Raw genomic sequence first — 17,974 nt, 5'->3', positions numbered from 1 at the left:
GCCGCCGCAAGCATGTGCTCGCTCGTCCCCAACGGCCCCCCACTCCAATGGAGTTCGCATGCCCAAGGTCTACGCGCGTCGACGCCTGAGCATACTCGCCGCCGTCACCGGACTGATAGCCATGGCCGGGATTCTCAACGGCCCGACCGCCTCCGCAGCGCTCCCCACGCCCGTCAGCGCCGCCACCGCCCGCACCTACCTCGCCTCCCTCACCGTCGCGACGGAGGACCGTACCGGCTACGACCGTGACCTGTTCAACCACTGGATCACCATCTCCGGCACCTGCAACACCCGCGAGACGGTCCTCAAGCGTGACGGTTCCAGCGTCGTCACCAACTCCGCCTGCACCGCCACCAGCGGCAGTTGGTACTCCGTCTACGACGGCGCCACCTGGACCGCCGCGTCCGACCTCGACATCGACCACCTCGTGCCGCTGGCCGAGGCCTGGGACTCCGGCGCCGACGGCTGGAGCAGCGCCACCCGCCAGGCGTTCGCCAACGACCTGACCCGTCCGCAGCTCATCGCGGTCACGGACAACGTGAACCAGTCCAAGGGCGACCAGGACCCGGCCACCTGGATGCCGTCACGCACCGCGTACGCCTGCACCTACGTCCGCGCCTGGGTCCAGGTGAAGTACTACTACGACCTCTCGGTCGACACCGCTGAGAAGTCCAAGCTCACCTCGGTCCTCAGCGGCTGCTGAATCGACCCCTTTTGTTCAGGGCGCGGTTTCCGGAACCGCCCCGCCGTCCTCCGTCGTTCCGTACCGTACGGGGCGACGGAGGAGGCTGATCAACTTGGCGGAACTGCGCCTGGGACCGCTGCTGAGGTACGTCGACGGCTCGTCCGCGACCTTCTGGGTCGAGACGAGCCGTCCGTGCACCGCCGAGGTGCGCTGCGCCGACGGCACTCGCGGCGAGGCCCGAACATTCCAGATCGCCGGGCACCACTACGCGCTGGTGCCGGTCAACGGACTGACCCCGGGGACGAAGACGGCATACGAGGTGCGGCTCGACGACGAACCCGTCTGGCCACTGCCGGACTCCGCTTTCCCGCCCTCGGTCGTCAGCACCTCCGACGGCGAGGCCGTCCGGGTCACCTTCGGCTCCTGCCGCTGGGCCGCGCCGCCCGAGCACGAGAAGGACCCGGTGGGCCCGGACGCGCTGGACACCCTGGCGGCCCGCATCGCCTCGGCACCCGAGGACGAGCGCCCGGACGTTCTCCTGCTGCTGGGCGACCAGGTGTACGCGGACGAGGTCTCCAAGGCCACGCTCAGCTGGATCGCCGGCCGTCGCGACCTCGACGAACCGCCGGGCCACCAGGTCGCGGACTACGAGGAGTACACCCGCCTCTACTACGAGTCCTGGCTCGACCCCGAGATCCGCTGGCTGCTGTCCACCGTGCCCAGCTGCATGATCTTCGACGACCATGACGTCATCGACGACTGGAACACCAGCGACTCCTGGGTCGCGGAAATGCGCGACACGCCGTGGTGGCGCGAGCGAATCCTGAGCGGCCTGACGTCGTACTGGGTCTACCAGCACCTCGGCAACCTCTCCCCGCGCGAGCTGGCCGAGGACCCCCTGTACGCCGCCGTGCGCGAGACACCCGACGGCACCGACGTCCTGCGCGCCTTCGCCGACCGGGCGGACACCGACCCCGCCTCCGTCCGCTGGAGCTACCGCCGCGACTTCGGCCGCGTCCGCGTCGTCATGCTCGACACCCGCGCGGCCCGCGTCCTGGAGGAGAAGAACCGCCGGATGATCGACCCCGGCGAGGCACAGTGGCTGCGCGAACAGGCGCTGGAGACGCCCGGCTCGTACGACCATCTCCTCATCGGCACCTCCCTGCCCTGGCTGCTCCCCCCGCTCATACACGACGCCGAGGCCTGGAACGCGGCGCTGTGCGTGGGTGAACGGGGCGAGCGGTGGGCGCGGTTCGGGGAGAAGGTGCGCAGGGGGGCCGACCTGGAGCACTGGGCGGCGTTCCCGGCGTCGTTCGACTCACTCACCGAGTTCATCGCCGAGGTGGGGACCGGGAAGGACGCACCGGCGACGGTGTGCGTGCTGTCCGGGGACGTGCACCACGCCTACGTCGCCGAGCCGTCCTGGGTCGACGGCGTACAACCCGACTCCCGGGTGCTCCAGTTGACCTGTTCGCCCGTCCACAACTCCATCCCCAGCTACGTCAAGTTCGGCTTCCGCTTCGGCTGGAGCCGGCTGGGGCGCGTGATCGGACACCGGCTCCGCCGGCACGGCCGGTGCGCGCACCCGCCCGTCGAGTGGGGCAGGTCCGGCGGGCCCTGGTTCGGCAACCAGCTCATGACCCTGACGCTGCGCGGCCGTTCCGCGTCCCTGCACCTCGACCAGGCGAAGGCCCTGCGCGGCGGCGGCACTCGCCTGGAGACGGTGGAAGAGTCCGAACTCACCCCCTGATAAGCCCATTGCGCACGGTTGCGGGATGCCTTGTCCCGGATGCTCGTGAGGCATCCCACATGCGGCGCCGATGATCCGCCCCGGGTCTCGGCTCCCGCACCGCGCGACGGCATGATGATGCGGACCGTCCGCTTCCGGCGGGCGGTCCGCCGTCTTGCGCCCCCCACGCCCGGGAGTCACCTCTTTGTCCGCACTACCCGCCGCGCCCGCCGGGACCCCCCATGTCCGCGTCGCCCTCGTCGGCGCCGGGCCGCGCGGCACCAGCGTCCTGGAGCGCCTCTGCGCCTCCGTGCCGGAGCTCCTCGCCCCCGGCGCACGGCTGACCGTGCACGTCGTCGATCCCTTCCCGCCGGGGCCCGGCCGGGTCTGGCGCACCGCGCAGTCGCCGCAGTTGCTCATGAACACCGTGGCCTCGCAGGTGACCCTCTTCACCGACGAGAGCGTGGACTGCTCGGGGCCGATACGCCCGGGGCCGAGCCTGCACGCGTGGGCGGGCGGCGCCCTCGGCCCGGACGAGTACCCGACCCGCGCCCGGTACGGCCGTTATCTGGAGTGGGTGTTCGGCGAGGTGGTGCGCGGGGCGCCGCCCGAGGTGCGGGTCGAGGTGCACGCCGCCCGCGCGACCCGGCTCGACGACGCGCGCGACGGCCGTCAGACGCTCGCCCTCTCCACCGGCCGCACCCTGTCCGGCCTCGCCGCCGTGATCCTCACCCAGGGCCATCTGCCGGTCCTCGCGGACCCCGCGGAGCGGCACCTCACCGCGTACGCCGAACGGCACGGTCTGCGCCGCGTCCGGCCCGCCAATCCGGCCGACGTCGACCTCGCCCCGCTCGCCCCGGGACAGCCGGTTCTGCTGCGCGGCCTCGGCCTCAACTTCTTCGACCACATGGCCCTGTTGACCACCGGCCGCGGCGGCCGCTTCACCCGCACCCGCCGGGGCGGCCTGCGTTACCTCCCCTCGGGCGACGAGCCGCTCCTGTACGCCGGCTCGCGCCGCGGCATCCCGCACCAGGCCCGCGGCGACAACGCGAAGGGCCCCTACGGCAGGCACCTCCCCATCGTCCTCACCGACGACGTGATCGCCTCCTTCCGCAAGCGCGCGGACAACGGTGACGCGCCGGACTTCCTGCGCGAGATATGGCCGCTGGTGGCGAAGGAGGTGGAAACGGTCTACTACGAGGGGCTGTTGGGGCGCCCCGGGTCCGGAAGGTTCAGGGACCGCTTCCTCGCCGCCGCGCACCGCGGCCCCGAAGAGGCTTCTGTTCTCGCCGAGTTCGGCATCCACGAGGCCAACCGCTGGTCCTGGGAGCGCATTTCGCGCCCGTACGCCGGGCAGGTCTTCGCCGGCCCCGGCGCCTGGCGGGACTGGCTGCTCAGCCATCTGCGCGAGGACGCCGCACAGGCCGCCCTCGGGAACGTCGAGGGCCCGCTCAAGGCCGCCCTGGACGTGCTGCGCGACCTGCGCAACGAACTGCGGCGGATCGTGGACCACGGAGGACTCCCGGGCGACTCGCGCCGGGAGCACCTGGACCGCTGGTACACACCGCTCAACGCGTTCCTCTCCATCGGGCCGCCCCGGCAGCGCGTCGAGGAGATGACGGCGCTCATCGAGGCGGGCGCGCTGACCGTTCTCGGCCCCCGTGCCGAGGTGCTGGCCGAGGACGGGGCCTGGGTGGCGCACTCCCCCGACGTGCCGGGCTCCGCCGTCCGCGCGACGACCCTCATCGAGGCGCGGCTGCCGGAAGCGGACGTGCGGCGGACCGCCGACGAACTCCTCGGGCATCTGCTGAGGACGGGCCGGTGCCGCCCGCACACCGTCGACGGCTACGAAACCGGAGGGCTGGACGTGACACCCCGCCCCTACCGTCTGATCGACCGTCAAGGACGGCCGCACACAAGGCGGTTCGCGTTCGGGGTGCCCACGGAAGGCGTGCACTGGGTGACCGCCGCCGGGGCCAGACCCGGCGTGGATTCGGTCACGCTCGCGGACGCGGACGCGGTGGCGCGGGCCGCGCTTCGGGTGGCCTCGGGGGTGGCATCAGGAGCGGCTTCCCCGCCCGCGACGATCCCTCGGACGGCGGCGCCCGTCCCCTCGTAGGAGAGGGCGGACGCTGTAGCAGGAGAGGGCGGGCGCCGTCGTACGCGGGGAGCGGGCGCCGTCGTACGCGCGGGGGGGGGCAGGCGCCGTCGTCGTGCCCGGTCAGTCCGTCGCGGCCTTTCCGGTCGTCCATCCGAACGGGACCGTGAAGCAGGCGATCCTGGAGCCGGTCATGCCCGGCTTGTCGTGCAGGACGACGGAGGAGGCCTCGCCGGGCCTGAAGTTCCAGCCGTGCCGCGCGCTCGCGTCGCCCGCGCCGTTCCCATCGGGAGTGAAGTCCAGCCAGACCTCGTTGTCGGCGTTGGCGTAAGCCGGGTCCATCGACGGCTGGACGGGGTCCTTGCGGTGCTGGTAGTGCCCGCCCGCGGCGGCCGGCTCGGCGCCGCACGGCTTCTGGTGCACATGCACGCCGTAGACGTAACCGGGCTTCAGGCCCTCGACCTTCAGCCGTACGGTCGTGGCGCCGCCCGCCTCGGTGTGCTGGCTCACCTCGATCCGGGAGGCCGCCGGCACGAGTGACGCGTCGTACGTCAGCGCCGCCGACGGCACGAAGGCGGTGGGCGGTGCGAAGCGCGCGTCCGTCCGCATCCAGTAGCCGTCGGGTGCGGCCGTACCGCCACCGCCCGTCGCGAGTACGGCCGACGCCAGAACGCCGACGAATATTCCTGCCACCATCGCTGTCCAACTCCTCCTGGGCTCGCGCGCACCCTCCCGGTCGGGCTGGTGCGCGCCCCGCGAAATCGATCCCCCTCTCGTTGGTACGGGAAGTCGGCGCGGTGCGCCGTGCGGAGGCGGCAGCCGGGTGAACGTCGTGCGAGAGACCCACGAGCCCCCCGTGGAACTCGTGTCACACCCGCCGCGTACGCTGTATGGCTGTCACAGGCCGCCTTGCCGCTCCCCGCTACGCCGCGGCGTGGGTGTGCCGACGGGGGAATCACAGGGGAGTGTTTCGGTGCTTGAGAGTGTGGGGTTGCTGACCGGCAGCCCATGGATCTACGTGGCGGTGGCCACATCGGTCCTGCTGGACGTCTTTCTGCCGGTGCTGCCGAGCGGGGTGCTGGTCATCATGGCCGCGACGGCCGCCGCGGCGGGCTCCGCGACCGGCGACGTCCCGGACGCGGTGCCGGACATCCTGTTCCTCACCCTGTCCGCGGCCACGGCCTCGGTGCTGGGTGACCTGGTGGCGTACCGCCTCGCCTGGCGCGGCGGTGAGCGTCTCGACCGGGCCATCGCCGGTTCCCGCCGCCTGACCAGCGCGCAGGAACGTCTCGGCGCGGCTCTCGCCCGGGGCGGCGGCGCGCTGGTCGTGATCGCCCGCTTCGCCCCGGCCGGCCGCTCGGTCGTCTCACTCGGCGCCGGCGCCGCCCACCGCCGGGTCCGCGACTTCCTGCCCTGGTCGATCCTCGCGGGCCTGTCCTGGGCGGTCTACAGCGTTGCCCTGGGCTACTTCGGCGGCCAGTGGCTGGGCGCGACCTGGCTCGCCACAGGCGTTTCGCTCGTGGCGCTGTTCGGCGCGGGCGCGGGCGCGGCGTACCTGATGCGGCGGCCTCCCGTGTCCGAGGAGCCGGACCGTACCTAGGGCAGGACAGGGCTCACGCGCGCTGGGGTGCCGCGCCGCGTACCTCCAGGCCGTCCAGGAGTTCGGCCGTGGCCGCCGCGATCGCCTCGACCGCGTGGTCGAAGACCTCACGGTTGTGGGCGGCGGGAGCGCGGAAGCCGGACACCTTGCGGACGTACTGGAGGGCTGCGGCGCGGATCTCCTCCTCGGTGGCCTCTTCGGGGATGACGGGCGGACGGAGTGTCTTGATGCTGCGGCACATACGTCCAGTGTCGCGCGTACGCGGACCCTCGTCCGTCGCACCGGGGTATCGGCGGGCCCGTACGAGCTGGGATGATCCGTTCCGAGGCGGCCACCTCTTCAGGGGCCGACCGACGAGAGGAACAGAACAGCCATGAGGACAGAGCGAGTTTCGCGTACGACGGTCGCGGTACTGGGCCCCGGCGGTGTCGGCGGCCTGCTCGCGGCGCTGCTGGCGCGTGCCGGACACCGGGTGATCTGCCTGGCGGGGGACGAGACCGCGCGGACACTGAGCGCGGACGGCATCCGGGTACGCAGCGGGCACTTCGGCGACTTCACGGCGCGGGTCGAGGCCGACACCGAGCTGCGCGAACCCGTCGACGCGATCCTGATCGCGGTCAAGGCCACCGCACTCGACTCGGCCCTGGAACGCGTCCCGGTGAATGCGCCGGGCGACGGTCTCCTCGTACCGTTCCTGAACGGTGTCGAGCACCCGGCGGCCCTGCGCGAGCGCTACGGCGCCGACCGGGTGGCCCCCGCGGTGATCCGGGTGGAGTCGACCCGCCTGGCCCCGGGCCTGATCGAGCACGGCAGTCCGTTCGCGGACGTCGACCTGACCGGTGAGACGGTGCCACAGGAGCGGCTGGACGCGCTCTCCGCCGCCCTGGAGGGTGCCGGGCTCGGCGTGCGCGTCCAGGACAGCGAGGCCGCGACGCTGTGGGCGAAGCTGACCTTCCTCGCGCCGCTCGCCCTGCTGACCACCCGCTACGCGCTGCCCCTGGGTGACGTACGCACCCTGCACAGCGCGGAGCTGGCGGCACTGGTCGAGGAGACCGCGGCCGTCAGCACCGCATGCGGCGCTCCGGCCGACCCGGTCGCCGCGCTCGTGCCGTACCACTCCTTCCCCGCCGCCACGAAGTCCTCCATGCAGCGCGACGCCGAGGCGGGCCGTCCGCTTGAACTGGACGCGATCGGCGGGGCGTTGCTGCGTGCGGCCGAGCGGCACGGGGTGGCCGTGCCGGTGGCGAGCGGGCTGGTGCGGGAGCTGGCGGCGGCCGGTCACTGACCGCCGCCTTCGGGGCTCGTCAGGGGCGGGTCTTCGCCAGCAGCTCGACGATCTCGGCCGTCGTGCCCGTTTCGCCGAGGCGGGGGAAGATCCGCTCGACGCTGTTGAGGTGGGTCTCCTCGGTGATGTCGGACATGGCGTCGGTGGCGAGGGTGACGTGGTAGCCGTGTTCGTGGGCGGCACGGGCACTGGACTCCACGCCGATGCTGGTGGCGATGCCGCCCAGCACGATCTGGGTGATCCCCCGGCGGCGCAGTTGCACGTCCAGGTCCGTGCCGTGGAAGGCGCCCCAGTTCCGCTTGGTGACGGTGATGTCCTCGGCGTGCCCGGTCAGGTCGCCGACGATGATGTCCCAGCCCTCCGGCCAGGTACGGGAGCGGCTGCCGCCGTCGATCCGGCCGGGCACCGCGTCCGCCCCGTCGGCGGCGGCGGTGACCCGCACGAGGACGACCGGGAGGCCGTGCGCGCGGAAGGCGTCGGCGAGTCGGGCCGCGCGCTCCACGACCTCGGCACCGGGGTACGGGGCGAGGCCCGGGTTCCCGACGATTCCGTTCTGGAGGTCGATGAGGACGAGTGCGGTACGGGGGTCGAGGGTGGTGAGAGCCATGGTCAGGCCTTTCCGGAAACGGGGGTGGTGGGGGTGGTCGGGGTGATGGCGCGGAGGGAGCGGTCCAGGAGGGTCGCCACCAGGAGCAGTACGGCTCCGGCGAGCATGAACAGGGCCAGTTCGTGCAGCCCGTGGGTGTCGGCGCCGTGGGCGAAGAAGGTCGCGGTGGCCGCGGAGGCGCCCAGCGCGCCGAGGTAGGTGAAGGTGCGCAGCAGTCCGGCGGCGGAACCCATGCGGTCGGCGTCGGCCTGCCGGTAGAGGGCGGTCTGGTTGGCGAGGCCGTTGAGGCCCTGCGGTATCCCCATCAGGAGGCCGACGGCGGCGAGCAGCCATACCGGGCTGCCGGAGCCCACCACCAGCAGCAACGCACAGGCGACGATCTGTACGACGCTGCCGACGACCAGCTTGGCGCGAACCGCCTCACGCCTCCCGGTCAGGCTGGAGACGATCAGCGCGCTCAACGACAGCGGGAGCAGCAGCAGTCCGGCGGCGGACGCGTGCAGCCCGCGGCCCTGCTCCAGCCACTGCGTGAAGCCGTACAGGAAGCCGTAGACGGCGGTGAAGCTGAGGAACTGACGCAGGAAGGTGGCCAGCATGGGCGGGTTGCCGCCGAGCACCCGCAGGTCGATGAAGGGCTCCCGCACCCGCAGTTCGCGCAGGAACAGCCCCGTCCCCGCCGCGGCCGTCAGCCCGAGGAGATACAGATCGGCGACGCCCGGTTCCATCAGGAACAGCATCAGCGAGACCAGCATCGCGGCGAACAGGAGCATGCCCGGGATGTCGACGGCACGCTTCGTGGGCGGGGTGCCGACCGCGTCCGGTGTGCGGTGTGCGCTCGGTGCCCGGAACGGGTGTTTCGGCAGCCGTAGCGAGCCGAGCACCAGACAGGCCAGCGACAGCGGGATGTTGACGGTGAAGATGAGGCGCCATCCGCCCGCGCCGATGAGCAGTCCGCCCAGGGTGGGGCCGATGACGACGACGGTCTGGTTGGCGACCGAGAGCGCGGTCAGGACACCGGCCGGGCTCTTGAGCCCGGTGCGTTCGGCCTCGCTCCGGGTGAGGTACATCGACGCGGGATACGCGGCCGACGTACCGAATCCGATCAGTACCCGGGCGCCGATCAGCGCGCCGAGGGACGGGGCGAGGGCGCCCAGCAGCCCGGCGACACCCACCAGTGCCGTACCGATGAGGTAGAGGCGTCGGGGCCCGTACGTGTCGACCAGCCGCCCGACGACGGGCTGACCGACGGCGGTGGCGAGGTAGAGCGCGGAGACGAGCCACGCCGTCTGCGAGGGCGGCGCCCCGAAGGCGGCCCCGATCGGCACCAACGCCACCGCGATCATCGAGGAATTGACCGGGTTGAGCACGGACCCGATGATCATCGGGGCGATGAGGCGCCGGTCGAAGCCGGTGGGGGCCGGGCGGGACGGCCGGGCGGGGCGGGCGGAACGGGCCAGGCTCGGTATCCGGGCGAGGTTGGGTATCCGAGCAAGGTTCGGTGTCACGGCCGGGTGAGCCGTTCCAGTACGGCCATCGCCTCGATGACGGTCTGCCGCTCGGCCTCCGTGCAGCGGTCCTCGAAGGCCTGGGCCAGCCACTCCGAACGGGCCTGGCGGGTGCCCTCGACCCGCTCGCGCCCGGCGTCGGTCAGCGTGACGAGCTGACGCCGGCCGTCCCCCGGGTCCGGGTCGCGCTGGACGAACCCCTGCTCGTCGAGCGCGGCGAGGGTCGCGGCCATCGACTGCGGGCGGACCCCCTCGGCGGCGGCCAGCGCACTGGCCGTCGCGGCCCCGCTCTTGCTCACCAGCGTGAGCGCGGACACCTGCGAAGACGTGAGGTCCGTCGCCTCGGAGACCTCCCGGATCCGCCGCCGCAGCCGGCTGAACGCCACGCGCAGATCACGGGCGGCGCGGGCGGCGGACTCGGAGATGCCGTCGGCGCCGTCGATGTCTTGATCCATATCTGCACGGTAATTCCTTCAGGTAAGACTGTCCAGTTTCAACTGGACAGTCTTACCTGAGCAGCCTTACTTGTTGATGCGTGTGCCATCGAGGTTTAAGTAGCGTGGATCACTGTGGATCACGGGCGTCGTGCGGTGAGGGGTCTACGAAGTGCGTTCCAGGAGCATGGCCATGCCCTGCCCGCCCGCGGCGACGACGCTGATCAGGGCGGTGCTGAGGTCGTCGTGGCGCAGGGCGGCAAGGGCGGTTGTGGTCAGCCGGGCTCCGGCCGCGCCGTAGGGCTCCCCGAGGGCGATCGAGCCGCCGTGCGGGTTCATGCGCTCGGGCTCCAGTCCGAGTTCGGTGCAGTAGGCCAGGATCTGGGCGGCGAAGGGTTCGTTGCCGGCGACGGTGCCGACGTCCGCCAGGGTCAGGCCGGCTCTGGTCAGTACGGTGCGCGTCGCGGTGACGGGGACCGGGCCCTCGGTCTCGGGTGTGCCCGCGCTGACGGCGGTGGCCAGGATGCGGGCGAGCGGGGTGTGGCCGTGGGCGTGGGCGTAGCTCTCGGACATGACGACGACCGCCGCGGCTCCGTCGGACAGTGGCGCGCTGTTGCCCGCGGTGACCCTGCCGTCGGGGCGGAACCGTGGTGGCAGGGCGGCGAGGCTCTGCTGGGTGACTCCTGTGCGGGGGCAGTCGTCGGCGGTGGCGGTGGTGCCGTCCGGGGTCTTGACCGGGACGATGTCGCCGAAGTGGAAGCCCTGTTCGAGGGCTTGCTGGGTGAGCCGGTGGGAGCGGGCGGCGTAGGCGTCCATGTCGGTGCGGGTGATGCCGTACAGGTCGGCGGTGTTCTCGGCGGCCAGTCCCACCGGGATGTACGGGTCGGGTTGCCCGCCCTGTTCGCGTGGGTCGTTCCAGGGGCCCGCGTCGGCCTGTGAGCGCCGGATCGTGCGTTGCCCGGCGGTGTGGAAGGCGGGGTTCTCGGTACCGGGCCAGGTGTCGGAACTGCCGTGGGCGAGACGGGACTGCGACTCGACTCCGGCCGCGACGACGACGTCGGCGTCCCCGCAGCGCACGGCTTGCGCGGCGATACGGATCGCCTGCAGTGAGGAGGTGCAGAAGCGGTTGACGGTCACCCCGGGCACGTGGTCCCAGCCGAGCAGGACAGCGGCGATCCGGGCGATGTTGAAGCCCTGTTCACCGCCGGGCAGGGCGCAGCCCACGACCAGGTCCGTCACCTGGTCCGGGGTCAGACCGGGGGTGCGGGCCACGGCTTCGGCGAGGGTGCGGGCGAGCAGGTCGTCGGGGCGGACGGTCGCCAGAACGCCCTTGTGGGCGCGGCCGATGGGGGTGCGGACGGCTGAGGTGATCACGGCGTGCTGCATGGCGGTGGCGGTGTCCTGTGGTTCTCGGTGGCGGATCGGCGTGGTTCGGAAGGGGTCAGAGCCGGAGGGCGGGGCGGTGGGTGCGCAGCCAGTGGTCCAGGTCCAGGACGAGTTCGAGTCCTTCGCGGGGGAAGCGGTCCGCGCCGGTGGGTTCGAGGAGCAGGCTGTGTACGGCGGCGGTGTCCAGAAGGTCGGTGGCGGGGCCGGCCTCGGTCAGGAGGCGGTCGACCTGTGCGGTGAGGGCCGCGCGGTAGGCGGGGTCGCGGACCATGGGGTAGGGGCTCTTGCGGCGGGCCAGGACCGGTTCGGGCAGCAGGTCGGCGACGGCTGCGCGCAGCAGGCTCTTCTCGCGGCCGTCGAAGGTCTTCATGTCCCAGGGGGTGTTGAAGACGTACTCGACCAGATGATGGTCCAGGAACGGCACCCGGACCTCCAGGCCGACGCCCATGCTGAGGCGGTCGGCGCGGTCCAGCAGGCAGGGCAGGAACCGGGTCAGGTTGAGGTAGCTGTCCCGTCGCAGCGCGGCCTCCGCGGGAGTGGCCCCCGGCAGGTGCTCGATCTCGGCGCAGGCGGCCCGGTGGAGTGCGGCGCGGTGTGCGGGCAGGTCCAGGGCAGCGGCCAGGGCCGGGTCCAGCAGCCGGGTCAGGTCCGCGCGGTCCAGCACGCTGTCCCAGGGAAAGGATGCCGCCGCCGTGACCTCGGGGGTGAACCAGCGGTAGCCGCCGAAGAGTTCGTCGGCCCCGTCCCCGGCCAGGGTAACCGGGAAGTCCTCGCGTACCGCGCGGTAGAGCTGGAGCAGCGAGGTGTCGAAGTCCCCGAGCGTCAGCCCGTCGCGCAGGTGACCCACCCGGGCGCGTCGGTGCGGGTCGGCGAGCGCGCCGGCGTCCAGTCGTACCCGGCGGTGTGAACTGCCCAGGTGGCGCACCATCAACTCGACGTAGGGGCCGTCCGGGTCGCGCCCCATGGCGTCCCGGTCGGATGCCTGACCACCGAGGTCCACCGACAGGGTGTGCAGGGTCCCGGCAGCGGGGCGGGCCAGCGCGGCGATCGCGCTGGAGTCCAGCCCACCGGACAACAGGACGCTCACCGGTACGTCGGCCACCAGCTGCCCGGTGACGGCCTCCGCCAGCAGCTGCCGTACTCGCGCCACCGTTGCGGGCAGGTCGTCGCGGTGCTCGGCCGGGGCCAACGACCAGTAGCGGCGGGCGCGTACACCCTCGGGGTTCAGGGTGACCACGGTGCCCGGGACGACCTCGTGCACCCCCGCGAAGGCACTGCGTCCGGGCGTTTTGATCATCGGGTGGGCGGACAACAGCAGCTCCCGGAGCCCGTCGAGGTCCAGCCGGGCGGTCACCGCCGGGTGCGCCAGCAGCGACTTGGGCTCGGAGCCGAAAACCACCGCGTCACCGATCCGCGTGTAGCACAGGGGCTTGATCCCGAACCGGTCCCGTACCAGCGTCAGCCGCCTGGGGCCCGGCTCCCACGCCGCGTACGCGAACATGCCCTCCAGACGGGCCGGAGCCCTCTCGCCCCAGGCGTCGATCGCGTGCAGTACGACCTCGCTGTCGCTACGAGTGGTGAACCGGTGCCCGAGAGAGGTCAGTTCCGACCGCAGCCGGGCGTGGTTGTACACCTCGCCGGTGAAGGCCACGGCCAGTACCGTGCGTCCGTCGCGCTCCAGGATCAGGGGCTGCCTGCCGCCGGCAAGGTCCACGGTGGCCAGCCTCGTGTGTCCCAGCCCCGCTGCCCCTTCGGCCCACACGGCGGAGGCGTCAGGCCCTCGGCACGCCAGAGTCTCGGTCATCTCCTTGAGCGAAGTGTCATCAGTGCCCCGCGGCGCATGGCCCGCAAAACCCGCATAACCGACCAGCCCACACATCGTTGAAGCTCCCCCGACCCCGACGCGGGTCGTATCGCACGATCCGGATCCAGGACTCACCTCTCACGTCGCAGATACCACGGGCGAAAGGTGACGATCCCTGGGCCGGACTCCATACGCCGGCCATCACCACAGAAACGATCAAGCCGCACCCGGGTCACCCCTGACCACCCGCACTCCGTACCGATCAGACTTCGACGACACCGGACAGATGCCCGCGAGGCCGTGTGAAGTCCCGGAAGGAACTCGCATCCCAAATTCGAACAGGCGTACCATTGCCGCGTGGCTGCGACCTATGACTTTCCGAGTGACCTCCTGGCCGGTCAGGAGGAGCTGCACCAGGTCCGGGCCGAGCTGCTGGCCCTGCTGAAGCGGCTCCCCTGGTCGGTCGAACCGCTGGACGGCTTCAGCGACACCAACGGCTGGCGCAAGGTGGAACGCCCCGCGTCCCCCGGCTGGACCTCCGACGAACAGGCCGAAGTGGAGAAGCTCCGACGCCGCGAGCGCGAGCTCGCCGTGTTCGTGACCTGCCACCGCTTCTGGTCGGCGGTGACCCCCGCGGAAACGGTCGACGCCCGCGCGAGCCTCAAGCACACCCGGCCCGAGGACCCGGTGGTGTGAACGCGGCGGGTCAGTCCATCGCCGGAGGGATCAGCGGCGTACGGAACGTCCGCCGGAGCGTTTCGAAGGCGCTGGGACGGGGGCGGTCCACCAGGAAGTCCCGTACGCGAAGAGCGCACTCCCCCGGGCTCAACAGGCTGGTGTCGACGTCGAGGTCGTGCGGCCCGTGGGAGTGGACCGCGTCGTACTGCATGGCGGCCAACCCCGGCTGGCGGTCCCCGCGTTCACGCTCCCGGCGCTCCAACTCTGGCAGCGGACACCGGACTCCGACGAGGACCGCGTCCTCGGGCACCAGCAGACCGAGCAGGTCGAGCAGCCGCCAGCGACGGCTCAGCGGATGATCGACGACGAGATTGTTGCCACCGGCCGCCATGCCCGCGACGGCGCGGTGGAAGCCCTTGGCCGTCCGGTCGATCTCCGCCTGAAGATCCTCGTCGGCGATCTCACCGCCCCCGCGCATGGAGTGGAACGCGTCCACCGGCATGTGGAACCACGTCCCGTCGAGAACCTCGAGAAGCTCCCGGGCGATGCTGCTCTTCCCCGAACTGGACGTGCCGTTGAGCAGAATGACGGTGCCGCCGACCGGAGTGTCGGGGATACGCGAGTGGTCGTACGCCGCGGCCCCCGCAGCCACGTCGATCGCCTTCGTCACCTCGATCGCCACGCTATGGCCCGTCCTTCCGTCCAGCCCCGCCGACCAACCAGCCGCCGTACGACCATGATCCCGAACCGGGGTGCCGGAGAACACCGGGTTTTCAACGGGTCGGGCCGACCGGGTACGACGCCTGAAAGGCGCGCCACCGATCCGCGGAGCCGGCACCGCCCGCGACACCGTCTCGGCCCTGCTCAACTACGCGGACAGCATGGCCCGGAAAGCGATCCCCTCGTAGCGGAGCGGCGGAAGCACCAGGATCGCTATCGTCGCGGGCATGAAGGTCCGGCGCAACGTACGCGCGGTGCTGCTCGATGGGGGTCACCTGGTGTTCCTGCGTCGGGGTTGGCCGGGCGGGCGTTCGTACTACACGACCGTCGGCGGAGGCGTCGAACCCGAGGACGCGGATCTTGAAGCGGCCCTGCGCCGCGAGGTCATGGAGGAGATCGGTGCCACGATCGGTCCTGTCGGCGAGTTCCTGACCGTGACCGAACCGGGCGAGAGGGTCACTGTCGTACAGCACTACTTCCGCGCGGACGTGCTGGACATGGATCCGGACCGCCGCCAAGGTCCCGAGCTGGATGATCCCGACACCGGGGACTTCTCACCCGTCCGAATCGTGCTGGACGTGGCGGCCGTGGCAGCGCTGGGACTTCAACCGATCGAACTCGCCGACTACTTGCGCGAGAACGTCAGGTCATGGGGTGCCTGAAGAGGAGCGCCCTCCGGCGGATCCCTGTCGGGAAAGATCAAGGCCCAGGTCCCCGGCTCGCACCGGTTGACCTGGGCCTTAGTCGTGTCCTGGGACTGGTGGGCGCGGACGGTTTCGAACCGCCGACATCCGCCTTGTAAGGGCGGCGCTCTACCACTGAGCTACGCGCCCAGGACGAGTCGACAGCCTACATTGCCGGGGGGTATGCCCCGCAAACCCGTATCCGGTGGCCGGTTCGGGGGTTTTCCCCACCCTTGATCCGGGAGCGGCCCGGATGCCCCCGCGGTCCGCGGATCCGTAGGTTCGAAGTGCGTCGGAAGAGCAGGTGCCAGAGGGGCCCGGCACCCGTCGCCGTATCGCAGGGGGAGATCCGCATGGCTCGCACAGGTCGTACTCGGACCGCACGTAGTCGCACCGCACGTACCCGGACCCGGGCGGTGGCCGTGACCGGTGCCGTCGGCGTCGTCGCACTGCTCGCCGTCGGGTGCGGGGCCAGCGCCGGGGACGACAAGGACCCCGAGCACCGCTCCTTCGCCCTGAGCGGCAGCACACTCACCGTCGACTCCGACGACTCCGCGCTCGAGCTGGTCGTGGCGGACTCGGACGACACGAGGAAGGTCGAGGTCACGCGCTGGTTCCAGGGCAGTGTCGCCGTCGGCGGGGACCCCAGGGTGACCTGGAAGATGGACGGCGACCGGCTGGTGCTGCGGATGAAGTGCTCGGGCGTGATCGCCGACTGCTCGGCCAAGCACCGGATCGTGGTCCCGCGCGGCGTCGCCGTCGACGTGAAGGACGGGGACGGAAGCGTGCGCGCGCAGGGGTTCACGGAGGCGCTGAGCATCCGCACGGCCGACGGTTCCGTACGGGTGAAGGACTCCGCCGGGCCGCTGGACCTGCGTACCGCCGACGGATCCATCCACGCGTCCGGCGTCGACTCGCGGCACGTCCAGGCCCGCACCGGCGACGGCTCCGTACGGCTCGAGCTGGACGCCGTACCGGACCTCGTCGAGTCCCGCACCCAGGACGGCTCCGTCACGATCGCGCTGCCCCGGGAGACGTACAAGGTGACGGCCGAGACGGGAGACGGCTCGGTGGATGTGTCGGTGCCGCGGAACGACGCCAGCGCCCATGTGGTGTCCGCCCGCACCGGCGATGGGAAGATCACCGTGCGAACCGCGAACTAACCGACCCGTGTGTTCGTCCTTAACGGGTGGGAGAATGACACCTGGCAGGGCGAATCACAGCACGGGAGAGGGATGTGACGGCGACACCTTCACAGCCGTACACGCCGTCTGTGCCATGCGCGCAGACAGAAGGTGGTCGCCCTCCGGGGTCCCGGGAAGGCCGCGCCGCCGGTGCTCGGTACGCCCTCTTCCACGCCGCCCGTGACGCGCTGACCCTCATGACCATGCCCCTGCTCGTCGTCCTCGCGCTGCCCGCGGCCTTCGCGGGCGGCGGCACCCGGCGCTGGTTCGGCGGGCGCTCCGAGGGCCAGCGGGCCGAGGCACAGGCCGCGAAGGACGCCGCGGCCGCCGCCTTCTACGAACTCGACACCGCCCAGCGCGACCTGCGGATCTCGATAGAGACCATCACGGCTGTCGACGCCTCCCCGGCGGGCCGCCGCGCCGTCTCCGACTTCGAGGCGCTGGGCCGGCGCATCGACGAGGCCAGCCAGCAGTACATCACCGCCGTCGACGCCCACGATCTCGACCGGGACGAGCTGGAGGCCTCGGTCGCCACGCAGGCCCGCACCGAGCTCACCGCCGCCAAGGACGAGCTGAGCCGGGTCAAGGCGGATCTGGACCGGTTCGAGCAGGGCCTCGGCCCGCTGCTCGGCAAGGCCGAGACCCAGCTCGCCCGGCTCGCCCCGTCCGTCGAGCGCGCCCGCCAGACCCTGCTGGCCGCGTCGAACGCGCTGGACGGCGTACGGGGAGCGGGCCTCAAGGCCGATGATCTCGCCGCCCGGCTGGCCGCCCTCGCCCCCGAGCTGACCAAGCTGAACCAGGGGGCGGGCACCCACGGCGTACCGGAGACGCTGGAGCGCGCCGAGCGGGTCTCCAGGGAGGCCGAGGCGGTACGGGCGGAGGCGGACCGGCTGCCCGAGCGGGCCGCGGAGATCGACCACCGCCTCGTCTCGCTGCGCACCCGCGCGCAGGCGCTGACCACCCGTTCCGGGCAGGTGGAGCCGGTTCTGAGCGAACTGCGGCGCCGGTTCTCGGCCGCGTGCTGGCAGGACCTCCAGCACGTGCCGGACCAGGCCGCGGAGAGCGTACGGCAGGCCGAGCTGAAGCTGAAGGAGGCGCGGACCGCGCGCGACGAGCAGCGCTGGCCCGACGCGACCTCCCTGTTGTCGACGGTGCGGGCGCTGCTCAACAACACCGACGAGGCGGTCTCGGCGGCGGGCGAACGGCTGCGGCGGCTGAACGCCGTGTCGAAGAACCCGCAGCAGGAGATCGACCGCACCCGCTTCGCCATCCGGGACGCCCAGCGCCTCGCGATGGCGGGCCGCAACACCCCCGATCCGCGCCAGGCCCGCCCCCTCGACGACGCGGTGGCCCGCCTGGAGCGCGCCATCACCTCGCTGGAGGGCCGCCACCCCGACTACTGGCACTTCCTGACCGAGACCGAGGCGGTACGGCAGTCGGTGACGCGGGTGGTCTCGCAGATCCGCGAGGAGCGGGGCGGCGGGGCCTGAGCGGCCTCGACGGCGCGGCTCGTACGAGTCCGGTGTATCCGGGATTGGCGGTCCGGGTGTCGCGGGCGGATGCTGGGAGTACGTAG

17 protein-coding genes and 1 tRNA gene are annotated in these 17,974 nt (G+C 71.9%); 9 read left to right on the top strand and 9 right to left on the bottom strand.

Features of this window, described 5'->3' with window-relative positions; translation table 11 throughout:
- Positions 1-58: 58 nt before the first annotated feature.
- The 3 genes from ACIBLC_RS24035 to ACIBLC_RS24025 all read left to right on the top strand — a co-directional run bounded on the left by ACIBLC_RS24035 (position 59) and on the right by ACIBLC_RS24025 (position 4,533).
- Complete coding sequence (locus tag ACIBLC_RS24035; RefSeq protein ID WP_399213217.1) at positions 59-703, top strand: HNH endonuclease family protein; 645 nt, start codon at positions 59-61, stop codon at positions 701-703.
- 94 nt (positions 704-797) lie between these two features.
- Positions 798-2,435, top strand: coding sequence for an alkaline phosphatase D family protein (locus ACIBLC_RS24030; RefSeq protein WP_399213216.1), 1,638 nt, complete (start codon positions 798-800; stop codon positions 2,433-2,435).
- A gap of 184 nt (positions 2,436-2,619) precedes the next feature.
- Complete coding sequence (locus ACIBLC_RS24025; RefSeq protein ID WP_399213215.1) at positions 2,620-4,533, top strand: FAD/NAD(P)-binding protein; 1,914 nt, start codon at positions 2,620-2,622, stop codon at positions 4,531-4,533.
- 102 nt (positions 4,534-4,635) lie between these two features.
- Here ACIBLC_RS24025 and ACIBLC_RS24020 read toward each other — a convergent pair whose 3' ends face one another.
- Positions 4,636-5,208 (bottom strand): superoxide dismutase family protein, encoded by a 573-nt coding sequence (locus ACIBLC_RS24020; RefSeq protein ID WP_399213214.1) that lies wholly within the window; start codon positions 5,206-5,208, stop codon positions 4,636-4,638.
- A 277-nt stretch (positions 5,209-5,485) separates the two neighbouring features.
- Here ACIBLC_RS24020 and ACIBLC_RS24015 point away from each other — a divergent pair, with 277 nt between their 5' ends.
- Positions 5,486-6,112, top strand: a complete 627-nt coding sequence (locus tag ACIBLC_RS24015) for a DedA family protein (protein ID WP_399213213.1) — start codon at positions 5,486-5,488, stop codon at positions 6,110-6,112.
- Positions 6,113-6,125: 13 nt separating this feature from the next.
- Here the strand turns inward: ACIBLC_RS24015 and ACIBLC_RS24010 are convergent, their stop codons facing one another.
- Positions 6,126-6,353 (bottom strand): DUF2277 domain-containing protein, encoded by a 228-nt coding sequence (locus tag ACIBLC_RS24010; protein WP_399213212.1) that lies wholly within the window; start codon positions 6,351-6,353, stop codon positions 6,126-6,128.
- Positions 6,354-6,485: 132 nt separating this feature from the next.
- Here ACIBLC_RS24010 and ACIBLC_RS24005 point away from each other — a divergent pair, with 132 nt between their 5' ends.
- Complete coding sequence (locus ACIBLC_RS24005) at positions 6,486-7,397, top strand: ketopantoate reductase family protein (RefSeq protein ID WP_399213211.1); 912 nt, start codon at positions 6,486-6,488, stop codon at positions 7,395-7,397.
- 19 nt (positions 7,398-7,416) lie between these two features.
- Here the strand turns inward: ACIBLC_RS24005 and ACIBLC_RS24000 are convergent, their stop codons facing one another.
- The 5 genes from ACIBLC_RS24000 to asnB all read right to left on the bottom strand — a co-directional run bounded on the left by ACIBLC_RS24000 (position 7,417) and on the right by asnB (position 13,208).
- A complete protein-coding gene (locus tag ACIBLC_RS24000; RefSeq protein ID WP_399213210.1) occupies positions 7,417-8,004 on the bottom strand; it encodes a hydrolase in 588 nt (195 codons plus the stop codon).
- Positions 8,005-8,006: 2 nt separating this feature from the next.
- Positions 8,007-9,509: an MFS transporter gene (locus ACIBLC_RS23995; RefSeq protein ID WP_399213209.1), complete on the bottom strand. Its 1,503-nt coding sequence runs from the start codon at positions 9,507-9,509 to the stop codon at positions 8,007-8,009.
- A complete protein-coding gene (locus ACIBLC_RS23990) occupies positions 9,506-9,964 on the bottom strand; it encodes a MarR family winged helix-turn-helix transcriptional regulator (protein ID WP_399213208.1) in 459 nt (152 codons plus the stop codon). The genes ACIBLC_RS23995 and ACIBLC_RS23990 overlap by 4 nt, the downstream gene beginning before the upstream one ends.
- A gap of 144 nt (positions 9,965-10,108) precedes the next feature.
- The gene (locus tag ACIBLC_RS23985) at positions 10,109-11,329 is read right to left on the bottom strand and encodes an acetyl-CoA C-acyltransferase (RefSeq protein ID WP_399213207.1); all 1,221 of its coding nucleotides are present in this window, start codon (positions 11,327-11,329) and stop codon (positions 10,109-10,111) included.
- Positions 11,330-11,384: 55 nt separating this feature from the next.
- Positions 11,385-13,208, bottom strand: coding sequence for an asparagine synthase (glutamine-hydrolyzing) (gene asnB / locus ACIBLC_RS23980; RefSeq protein ID WP_399213206.1), 1,824 nt, complete (start codon positions 13,206-13,208; stop codon positions 11,385-11,387).
- 282 nt (positions 13,209-13,490) lie between these two features.
- On the opposite strand from asnB, the gene ACIBLC_RS23975 reads away from it, so the two are divergent.
- A complete protein-coding gene (locus tag ACIBLC_RS23975) occupies positions 13,491-13,829 on the top strand; it encodes a hypothetical protein (RefSeq protein WP_399213205.1) in 339 nt (112 codons plus the stop codon).
- A 10-nt stretch (positions 13,830-13,839) separates the two neighbouring features.
- On the opposite strand, the gene ACIBLC_RS23970 is transcribed toward ACIBLC_RS23975, so the two are convergent.
- Complete coding sequence (locus tag ACIBLC_RS23970; protein WP_399213423.1) at positions 13,840-14,463, bottom strand: AAA family ATPase; 624 nt, start codon at positions 14,461-14,463, stop codon at positions 13,840-13,842.
- A gap of 295 nt (positions 14,464-14,758) precedes the next feature.
- Between ACIBLC_RS23970 and ACIBLC_RS23965 the strand changes: the two genes are divergently transcribed.
- Positions 14,759-15,193, top strand: a complete 435-nt coding sequence (locus ACIBLC_RS23965; RefSeq protein ID WP_399213204.1) for an NUDIX domain-containing protein — start codon at positions 14,759-14,761, stop codon at positions 15,191-15,193.
- 96 nt (positions 15,194-15,289) lie between these two features.
- On the opposite strand, the gene ACIBLC_RS23960 is transcribed toward ACIBLC_RS23965, so the two are convergent.
- A tRNA-Val gene (locus ACIBLC_RS23960) sits at positions 15,290-15,364 on the bottom strand.
- A 203-nt stretch (positions 15,365-15,567) separates the two neighbouring features.
- Here ACIBLC_RS23960 and ACIBLC_RS23955 point away from each other — a divergent pair.
- A complete protein-coding gene (locus tag ACIBLC_RS23955) occupies positions 15,568-16,377 on the top strand; it encodes a DUF4097 family beta strand repeat-containing protein (protein WP_399213203.1) in 810 nt (269 codons plus the stop codon).
- A gap of 74 nt (positions 16,378-16,451) precedes the next feature.
- Positions 16,452-17,888, top strand: coding sequence for a hypothetical protein (locus ACIBLC_RS23950; protein ID WP_399213202.1), 1,437 nt, complete (start codon positions 16,452-16,454; stop codon positions 17,886-17,888).
- Positions 17,889-17,974: the final 86 nt, after the last annotated feature.

It is taken from the genome of Streptomyces sp. NPDC050535, from assembly GCF_044457665.1.
Classification (GTDB): Bacteria; Actinomycetota; Actinomycetes; order Streptomycetales; family Streptomycetaceae; genus Streptomyces.
This window is presented reverse-complemented; position numbering and strand designations above follow the sequence as displayed.